The organism is Rheinheimera sp. (assembly GCF_020217005.1).
In the GTDB taxonomy this organism is placed as follows: Bacteria; Pseudomonadota; Gammaproteobacteria; order Enterobacterales; family Alteromonadaceae; genus Pararheinheimera.
In genome coordinates, this window is sequence record NZ_JAIWOI010000134.1 from 1 (window position 1) to 10000 (window position 10000).

Consider the following 10000-nt stretch of genomic DNA (forward strand, 5'->3'; position numbering starts at 1 on the left):
CAAGGTCCTGCCGGGATTTGCTTTAGCACTATGCCGTCTTTAAGGTTGGTCAGAACTCCACTGAATTCACAGCCTAAATCAAAGCGAAACTCAGCAGCAGGAACTGAAGCAGGATCGTCGTACACCAGATTAAAAGTGCGACTTTTAGCAGGATGCAGTTTCCGGCTTTTCCTCCAGTCTATAAAACGCCTTATGCTGTGCATCAGTTGTTCCGGAGCACCTCTGTGCTCAAGCACCGCAATTGAAATAGCAGGAAAATCAACGCGCTGCACCTGATACTGAGCTGCTTCTGCCATAGTTACTGCTGTTGTTTCAGTCAAAACCTGGTCTTGTTGCAGCCAATAGTCCCAATCCGGCGCTTTGCGAAAACTGGTTGGACTTTGCCCACTGAACTGGCGGAACAGTCTGGAGAAAGACTCTGAATTTTCATAACCTGCCTCAAACGCGATATCAGTCACTGTCAGCTCAGTTCTGAATGCCAATTGATAGGCCGCTTTTTTAAGTTTTAAGTTGCGAATATGCGCAAAAGGACTTATGCCAAAATGCAAACTAAACTGCCGCTGAAAGTGATATTTTGATAAATGTGCCAGAGCGCTTAATCTTGCGATATCCAGATTTGCATCCAGATTAGTTTCAATAAAAGTCAGTACTTTTTGCAACCTTTGCTGGTAATTGACCACATTCAGCCCCTGTTGTGTGACGACAATACTCAGATAATATCCAAGGCATGATCACTTTACCTGACCAATGTTGCTGTAAAAACCATTCAATTCTCAACGGCTACCGACATAATTCTACTAAGGTTTTAACTGCGACTTTACAAGTCAAACTTCCCTTAAACCTGCTTAAAGTGGCTTATGTTGTGTACCCTTGCCTGGCGTGATAAACAACAGTTTGGTTTTTACACTGGTTCGGGCGCTGTGCCAGGTATGTTTTGGGATTATGACAAAATCCCCTGGTTGTTCTAATGTCAGCAATTGCTCTGTCCCTTCATGCTGCAAAACGAACAGTGCCTGGCCCGACAGCAAAATCACTGTCTCGTCGCCTGCAGGATGCATTTCCCATGACGACCAGTCTTGTGTAAATTCAAAGCAGGAAATCAACTCGCAGCCCTGAAAGCCTGCATAATTGTCTTCCAGACGCTGGTACAGCAGCGCATCCGGCTGTTCAATACTGGCTTTTTTCTGCTGGTTTAGAACAATAAAAGCCTGAGCAATATTCAGTGTGGTTCTGGTCATGATGCCACCTCAATGAGCCCTTCGGGATCCCAGATTTTATGACTGAAATGCAGCCTTAACTGCAGCAAGAGCCAGGTAAAATCGCATCCCGACCCAACTCAGGCCAAACTGGCGCAATGCAAAGCTTGCGCTACGAAACTTTGTGACCCGCTTCATCCTTGCCAAGCAGGCCATTTATTTTAGCGTACTGCAACAACATAATGGTTTTGCCGTCTTTAATTTCACCACTAGCTATCATCGAATAGGCCTGAGCAAAATTCAGCTCCAGTACTTCAATATTCTCCTGTTCATGCGCCAAACCACCACCGGCTGAAACCTGCATCTGGTCCGAGTATTCTGCTGCAAAAAAATGGATAATTTCGGTGACTGAACCAGGCGACATATAGGCCTCAAACAGTTTCTGCACCTGCTCTATTTTATAGCCGGTTTCTTCTTCCGCCTCACGTTTAATACAGTCTTCAGCATTATCCTGCTCCAATAAGCCCGCGCAGGTCTCGATCAATAAACCATCGGAATTACCATTAATGTAAGTTGGCAGACGGAACTGGCGGGTCAGGATCACTGTGGCTTTGGCTTTGTTATACAACAAAATAGTGGCACCGTTGCCTCTGTCATAGGCTTCGCGGTGCTGCTGTTGCCATTCTCCGCTATGGTTCTGATATTCAAAACTAAACTTGTTCAGCGTATACCAGTTATCTGATAACAGAGTTTTCTGAAGATTTCTGATTTTAGTACTCATTGGAAAAAATCCCGCTACTTTGGGTTCATCTGTTATATCCAGACATCATTATCAGCTCTGAGCTCGCTGTCTGCATCGCCCGTATTTACCACACCTTTAGGTTCTACCAGCAGTATTTTGCATTCTTGTGCCGCGCAAGGCTTGTGCCTGACTCCTTTTGGCACCACATACATTTCCCCAGCCTGCAAAGTAACTTTGCCATCTTCAAATTTAATATCCAGCACCCCTTCGATCACAATAAAAACTTCATCTGTGTCCTGGTGATCATGCCAGACAAACTCACCTTCAACCTTGACCAGCTTAAACTGGTAGTCATTCATTTCGGCGATAACGCGGGGAGACCAGTGATGATCGAACTTAGAAAATTTTTGCTTAAAATTAATGGCATGGTAATTCATCACCTTTATGACTCCGAAAATAGTTCAACTTAAATACTGCTTAAAAAACTCCAGAGTGCGTTGCCAGGCTAACTCTGCCGCAGCTTTATCGTAACGTGGTGTGGTGTCGTTATGAAAACCGTGCTGGGTATCCGGATAAACAAAACTCCTGGCATTTTTGCCTGCGGCCTTAAGCGCCGTGTCATAGGCTGCAGCTCCGGCATTCACCCGATCGTCGTTGCTGGCATAGTGGATCAGCAGTGGGGCTTTAATGGCTGCCACTTTGTCCAAATCAGCCTGTCTGCCATAAAAAGGTACTGCCGCAGCTAAATCAGCGAACTCAGTGGCAAGAAAGTTCGCCATACCGCCACCATAACAAAAACCTACCACCCCAACTTTGCCATTGCCCTGCGGTAACTTTTGCAGAATACGCACCGCCTCAATGAAGTCTTGCCGGGTTTTGTCCTGATCTAGAGTGGCAAAAAGTTCGCGGGCTTTATCTTCGTCACCCGGATAACCGCCGAGCGGATACAGCGCATCTGGTGCAAAGGCAATAAAACCAGCGAGCGCCAATCTGCGTGCAACATCTTCAATATGAGGGTTTAAGCCACGGTTCTCATGCACCACCAGCACCAGCGGTAGTTTGCCTTTTTGCTCTTTGGGCCGAGCCAGATACCCCCGCAGTTCAGCATAACCTTTTGGACTTGGGAACTTCAGATACTCTGCCTCCAAAGCCGGATCATCAGGTTGGATCTGTTGCCCCAGTGCATAATTTGGTGCGAGCGCCTGCAACAGTCCAACGGCTGTAAGACCAGCGACTGCGCACTTTGCCGCTGCGGCCAAAAAGTCACGCCTGCTGATGTCGCCATGTACATAGAGATCAAATAACTTCAGGGTTTCTCTATCAAAATCTTTTGCTGTTTTACGTTCAGACATAAGCCCTTCCCCTGGTGATAATTTCAGCTTTCTCTGGTTATCCAGCACTTTAGTTTGCTGCGATGCTTATACTGCACCCGATGAAACCACAGACACAACTTTTAATTTTCCATCCTGACCTGTCGTAAGCCAAACCTGGGTAAGCCATTAAAGTTTCAGTATTAATCGCAAAAATATGGGGTTTTATCGCCTTTAACCTCATAACAGCGGCGATAACACATACGCCCACATTCCCGCTTTAAGAAACACAATCTAAACGACAACTCTATGTGCAAAAAAACAGCAAAACATAACTTAAGCCAATGATTTAAATCGAAAAATAGATAAAAATCACTATGAAAACGGTTACATCCGGCTGGAGCCAGAGTGAAAACAAAGCCAATTTTTCTGCTTAGTTGTTCTATAGCAACACCTTAGTGTCTCGTTTGGACTGAAATAAAAACATCACAGTTGCTCTGTAACCTCGCCCGTCGTTGAATGCAGCGATCACCAGACGAAAAAGTGTGATCACACAAAATAATGACATCAGCTAAGGGTTTGGCAATGAAAGATCAGAATCAATACCGTCATCACGTCGTCTCAAAACGTACGGCTTTAAGCCTGGCCATCAGCCAGTTGCTGATAGGCACTGCTATCAGCTTGCCTGCATATGCGCAGGACAAACAGACAGAACAAAAAGTAGAAGTGATTGCAGTGAAAGGTACTTACAGTAAAAGTCTGGAACAGGCTGTAGACATGAAAAAAGAGAACATTGGTTTCTCTGATTCTATAGTGGCCACTGATATCGCCGATTTTCCTGAGCAAAACCTGGCAGAAGCTCTGCAACGTATGCCAGGTGTCACCATCGAACGGAACAAAGGCCTCGGCAGCAAAGTGAATGTACGCAGCCTGCCGTCAGATTTTACACATGTGTCGATCAACAACCTTGCTACAGCCTCTGGCAGTGGTGGTCGTGATGTGGAGTTTGATATTTTCGCCTCTGAAATTATTCAGAGCGTTACTGTGCAAAAATCCCCTACCGCAGCTGATGAAGAAGGTGGTATTGCCGGTTCAGTACAAATTGGCACAGCCAAACCTTTTGATTACAGCGATGCACAATTTGTGCTGTCTGCTGAAGGTGCACACAATTCAATTTCTGAAGAAACAGATCCTAAGTTTTCCTTCCTGGCCAGCGACACTTTTGGCGACTGGGGCGCTTTAGTTTCATTTTCTAAAGCAGAACGCAGTAACAGAACAGACTCCAATTCTGGCATTAACTTCCGTCCTATGGGGCGATTCCTTGAAGCATCTGCTCCACGTTCAACTCAGGCAGCGGCGGTACTGGCACGTGATGCCGGTGTAGTGGTAAAAGACTTTAAAAATAAAGATGAAACCAGCCGCATTATTTTCCAGGACAAAGTGGGTGACCGCGTATTCCAGAGCGAACAGGACAAATGGGGCAGTACAGTCGCTATTCAGTACAAGCCAAGTTCAAGCTTCAGCCTGACCTTTGATGCCATGTTGGGTGGTTATGACAATACAGAAGATGAATACGACGCAGCAGCTTATTCAGCGTCAAGCCGCAGTACTTTAGAAACTATCCATGCTTACGATGACAAGACGTTGGCTCAGTATGGCATGATTGTGCTGACAGACGTGTCTTACACCGCCACTCAGCACGAATTCCTGAGCAAAGAACGTATTAACGAAACCGACTTCACTCAGTACAGCCTCACTATGGATTGGGACGTTAACGGCTGGGAAATCAACGCTCTGGCTGGTTTCTCTGGCGCAGAAAAAACCGCAGATTACGCCAACCTGAAACATGTCGCCTATGCGCCTTCCCGTACCCGCTGGACAGCTAATGGTGGTGAAACCATCAAGAGCGCCAATCCAAATAGCATCGACATGTACAACGCGGCCGATAAATACCTGTTTGAAGCTTATGAAACCGAACTGGAAGAAGTACAGGACGACAAATACGCTGCACAGCTTGATTTCAAAAAAGCTCTGGAATGGTCCATGCTGCCAGCCTTGAGCAGTGTGCAGTTTGGTGTGCGTTACACAGACAAATCTAAAGAACGTGAATTTGGCGCCATAAAAATTCAGGGGCCAAAAGCAGGTGACAGTTCCTACGTCAACAAGCGGACCTTAAAAGACAGTGAATTAGGTTATGTCACTGATATAGCGTCAGGCGGTTCTTACCAGGCCAAAGATCTGAACTGGATGCAAGTATCGAATGACTACGCGCGCCGTACTTTCCGTTACGAAGGTTTCTTTACCCCTTTCCAGGTCGATCAGTATTACCGTGTGGATGAAGAAGTCACAGCTTTCTATGCCATGACAAATTTCGATTTTGAAATCGGTGGCTTACCAAGCAAGTTAAATGCAGGCGTCCGGGCTGTAGATACAGATGTTCTGTCTTTTGGTTATCATCCAATTCAAAAACCTGATGGTTCAACGGGCTACACTGACAAGCCTGTATCTGCAGAAGGCAGCTACAGCGATGTATTACCAAGCTTTAACCTGACAGTGGAAGTAGCGGACGACCTGATTTGGCGTACAGCGGCGTCAGAAACCCTGATGCGTCCTGATTTAACCGACATCGCTTATAAGCGCTCTGTCAGTTGGAGCGGTTTTCGCTTTACAGACGGTAACCCTGGCCTGAAGCCAACGACGGCTCAACAATGGGAAACGGGTCTGGAATGGTATATGGAAAACGGCGGTATATTGGCAGCCTCTTATTTCTGGAAAGACATTGAAGGTGTAGTTCGCCAGGCTCTGACAGGAGTAGTCAAAGACGTTGAAAAACGCAATGCCGACGGTACCTTAGATGGTTATTACGACTTCGACGTCTACCAGCCAGTCAACGCTGAAGGCTCGTACAAAGTAACAGGTTTAGAGTTGATCGCTCAGTTGCCACTGACGATGATCAGCGAGTCACTGGATGGTTTTGGTATCAACGCCAACTACACTATGCTGGACAACAGTTTAACTGGTGCATCTGACTTAGATATCCCAACTCCGCCAGAAGGTTTAGCGGACAAGACGTACAACTTTACCGCATACTACGAAAACGACGTTTTTGACGCCCGTGTTTCGTACAACTACAAAGACAAGTACGTTGAGTATATCCACCTGAATATGTACCCGGTGTACCGTGATGCATACGGCCAGACCGATATAGCTTTAGGCTATCAGCTGACAGATAACGTCAAACTGAGCTTAAAAGGTATCAATATCACTGACGAAGAAACCACGGGTTACACCATGGATCCGGCATTCCCTGTGATGTATGAATTTTCAGGCAGACGTGTAAGTTTAGGGATCCGCGCTGATTTCTAAAATGTTTCTCTGCGTGATCAAAGATTAAAGCGACTAAGGCCACAGCTTTCCCTGTGGCCTTTGCTATTCGATGAATAAGGAAAGGCTGATGAAAACAGTATTGTTTTTCTCTGTATTGGCTTTGTTTATGCTTCCTGCTCAAGCAGCTCAGACAGAGACTCAAACACAAATCGCTTTTTTACCCGATGTGCATTTTCACGACGTCTACGCCAGCTTTAACGATCACAGCTTTAAAGGCGTAGCAGACCAAAGCAGCCATAACGGCAAGGCGGCCACTATCCGCACTATGGATGCTCAGTTGCAATCCACCCGGCTGTTTAACGAGAACTACTTTGCACTGTTGGCAGCCTTAGATGATCTGGTGCGTCGTAATGTGAAATTAGTCGTCTTGCCTGGTGATTTCAGCGATGACGGTCAGGCTGTGCATGTTCGTGGTTTAAAACGTATTTTGCAGCACTATAGCCGTAGTTATGGTCTGAGATTTTTACTGACCTTAGGTAATCATGATCCGGTCAAACCTTACTCCCACCCTGCCGGAAAATCCGATTATCTGGGACCCGATGCCAGGCCTTTGGCTATTTTCAGTCCTGGTTCAGAGCAATGCAAAGCCGCTGATACAGCTGTGATATGCACTGAAGAAGTGAAAGAGTTAGGCTACAGCGAACTAATGACGGAGCTGGCCGATTTTGGTTTTTATCCAAAAGCCAGCGATCTGTATTGGGAAAGCCCCTACAGTCATTACGCCAATAACAAATACAGCTATCGTCAGGCCATGGCACAAGCTGATTTAACCCAACGCCAGTTTGAGATTTGCCAACAAGGGGCTGGTGGTAGTTATAAAAAACCAGACGACACCAACTGCCATCTCATTCCGGATGCCAGCTATCTGGTGGAACCTGTCAAAGGTTTATGGTTATTAGCCATAGATGCCAATGTTTATAAACCTAAAGCAGGTTACCAGGGCCCGGCTAATTCAGCCGAAGCTTTTGAAGGCAGTGGCAACGCTGGCTACAACGCTATGTTTGATTACAAACCCCAGGTACTGGCCTGGGTGAAAAAAGTCACAGCCAAAGCTAAAGCCCAGGGCAAAACTCTGATCACTTTTAGTCATTACCCTATGGTTGAGTTTTATCAGGGCCAGACTCAGCGGATCGCAGGTTTATTGGGAGAGGACAGCGGCCAACTGTCGCGTAGTCCACAGCAGCAGATCAGTCAGCAATTAGCAGACCTTGGTGTTCAGTTGCATGTAGCAGGCCATATGCATTTAAACAACACTGCGGTAGTGCGGTCAGCCTCGGGCAACAGTCTGGTCAATATTCAGGCCCCCTCGCTGGCCGCTTATGTACCAGCTTATAAGCTACTCACACTGGTTGGCCAGGCAGAGGTTAAAGTACAGACAATAGTGCTGCGTGATGTACCGGGCTTTAATCAGTTGTTTGGCCATTACCAGAAAGAATGGCTGCAGTTAAAACAAGATAAGAAGCCACTGTGGGACGCAGATATTCTGAAGTCTGAAACCTATCCCGACTTTGCCAATGGTCATTTACGTGAACTGACCCGCTTACGCTTTTTACCCAAAGACTGGCCGGACGAACTAAGGCAGTTGTTGCTGGCCTTAAATGGTGAACAAATGTTGATCCTGTCTCAGCTGCAAAGCTCTGTCACTTTGAGTCAGTTTTCTCCTGAGGTATTGCAACAGCTGAGTCAAAGTCAACAATGGCAAGAGGCCAGACAAAAAGCCCAGATTCAGGCCTTAGCTGCGGGGGTAAGGCTGGAGGACTTAGCAAAGTGGACAGGTTTTGACCTGGTACTGGATTTTTATCGCTTGCAAAACGCCGGTGAGCTGGCTTTGCCCGATATCCCTGTAGCTCGTTTGAAAGAGTACAGCTTTTTTACAGCAACACTGCCACAGAACTCTAAAGAACCAGGATCTCAGAACTGGGCAAGCTGGACTTTACCGCAATACAGCAGCTATAAATTTGCCGCACTGTTTCAAATTATTCAGGGCTTTTTACAAGGTCAACCGAATGGCGATTTTGTGCTGAATATGCAAACAGGCGAACTCCGATCTGTGCGCCAGACTCAGGCCAGGCCATAGGCCGGTTAGCCCCTATCACAGCGGCAGTTGTTCCAATTGGCTCAACTGCTGCTTTAATCTCTGGATCTCAGTGTTGACCTGCTCCAGCTGTTTTCGCAATTGCAGCATCTGATCTTTGGCTCCATCCTGTTCGGCCCGCTGTAAATCCGCCTGATACCGCACTAAGTTCTGATTGGCTTCGGCCAATTTAGCATTCAGTGTCCCTTTGAGTTTGCTGTCATCACAACTGGTTCTGGCATTGTCCAACGCCATTTGCCCCCCTGTAACCTGACTGGCGTCGCCACTTTGTTTTGCCATAGCCAATTGCATTTCTATCTGACAGATTTTCTGCTCGCAGCCTTTTAAAGTACTGCAGTTCGCAGGCGATCCGGCCATAACAGGGGCTAAAGCGAACAAAGCGGCCAGACTGACAGCGGCCACAGCCGGGACAATCACAGCGGATGATTTATGCTTCATGTTAATTTCCTTCTTCAGGATTTGAGCAGCAACAAAATGTCACTGTAGCTGCTGAAGATAGCAGTAGTGGCTGAACTCAAACTTAAGCGCTGTAAACACAAAGTGCTGCAGTTTCGCAGCACTTTGCCAAAAAAACGAGGTAGAAGAAGGACTCAATAGCGGTCTTTAATACTCTGATAAATGCCAGGATAGTTCGCCTGTAACTCTTTGGCTTTGGTGGCTGCAATATCGTCCCAGCTAAACCAGGTATTGGCCCACAATGCATCAGAGCGAGGCACGTTGGCATTGGCCTGATCCATAATCAGTTGATCGTTCCGGGTTTTAAAGCTGGCAGAGCCGAAGTTTGACTGCTCCAATGCCATACGATACTGGGTGTTGCGGTCATGCCGTATTTGTTCATTCGAATCCCATTGGGCCACAGCACGGTAATGGCTGATAATATTTGGCGCATAAAATTCGCCCCAGTTGCCCTGAAACTCGACATTGGCTTTGTCTGTGGCATTGGCAAAACGAAACGCATGGGTACCCACACCATCTTTGTGATACACCACCAGCGGGTGACCATTGTGTTGCTGCAGCGTGTTCATTGCCCTGGTGTCAAAATTGCCATGCGCACTGGTGGAAACATGGCTGACATACTCCTGGCCATTGCCTTTGACTGTCCAGACAATCACAGTTTCCACGTCATGACGATGCCCCCCTAAAAAGGTTAAGTGGACAGCCTGATCTTTTTCAAAATACAGCTCATAAAAGTGCGCACAACGTTCCAGACCATCACTGCCCTGCTGACAAAGTTGTCTGTGGATCGTATTGGAAATATTGCCCCAGCCGG

The 10000-nt window shown here is 46.8% G+C and carries 9 protein-coding genes; 2 read left to right on the plus strand and 7 right to left on the minus strand.

Annotation, left to right across the window (positions count from 1 at the left end):
* The 5 genes from LDL40_RS06545 to LDL40_RS06565 form a co-directional block, all read right to left on the minus strand.
* Positions 1-680: GyrI-like domain-containing protein (locus LDL40_RS06545; protein WP_300994402.1), on the minus strand; the 680-nt coding region annotated here is incomplete at its 3' end.
* Positions 681-845: 165 nt separating this feature from the next.
* Entirely contained in the window at positions 846-1238 is a 393-nt protein-coding gene (locus LDL40_RS06550; RefSeq protein ID WP_300994404.1) for a cupin domain-containing protein, read from the minus strand.
* A 130-nt stretch (positions 1239-1368) separates the two neighbouring features.
* Positions 1369-1977, minus strand: a complete 609-nt coding sequence (gene nudK / locus LDL40_RS06555; RefSeq protein ID WP_300994405.1) for a GDP-mannose pyrophosphatase NudK — start codon at positions 1975-1977, stop codon at positions 1369-1371.
* 32 nt (positions 1978-2009) lie between these two features.
* Entirely contained in the window at positions 2010-2375 is a 366-nt protein-coding gene (locus tag LDL40_RS06560) for a cupin domain-containing protein (RefSeq protein WP_300994413.1), read from the minus strand.
* A gap of 24 nt (positions 2376-2399) precedes the next feature.
* The gene (locus tag LDL40_RS06565; protein ID WP_300994406.1) at positions 2400-3290 is read right to left on the minus strand and encodes a dienelactone hydrolase family protein; all 891 of its coding nucleotides are present in this window, start codon (positions 3288-3290) and stop codon (positions 2400-2402) included.
* 543 nt (positions 3291-3833) lie between these two features.
* Here LDL40_RS06565 and LDL40_RS06570 point away from each other — a divergent pair.
* Both LDL40_RS06570 and LDL40_RS06575 read left to right on the plus strand, forming a co-directional pair.
* Positions 3834-6614: a TonB-dependent receptor gene (locus LDL40_RS06570; protein WP_300994408.1), complete on the plus strand. Its 2781-nt coding sequence runs from the start codon at positions 3834-3836 to the stop codon at positions 6612-6614.
* A gap of 88 nt (positions 6615-6702) precedes the next feature.
* A complete protein-coding gene (locus LDL40_RS06575) occupies positions 6703-8712 on the plus strand; it encodes a metallophosphoesterase (protein WP_300994410.1) in 2010 nt (669 codons plus the stop codon).
* A gap of 15 nt (positions 8713-8727) precedes the next feature.
* On the opposite strand, the gene LDL40_RS06580 is transcribed toward LDL40_RS06575, so the two are convergent.
* Both LDL40_RS06580 and LDL40_RS06585 read right to left on the minus strand, forming a co-directional pair.
* On the minus strand, positions 8728-9168 hold the full coding sequence (locus LDL40_RS06580) for a DUF1090 family protein (RefSeq protein ID WP_300994411.1): 441 nt from the start codon (positions 9166-9168) through the stop codon (positions 8728-8730).
* A gap of 152 nt (positions 9169-9320) precedes the next feature.
* The coding region (locus LDL40_RS06585; RefSeq protein ID WP_300994412.1) for an NPP1 family protein at positions 9321-10000 on the minus strand (680 nt) is incomplete at its 5' end.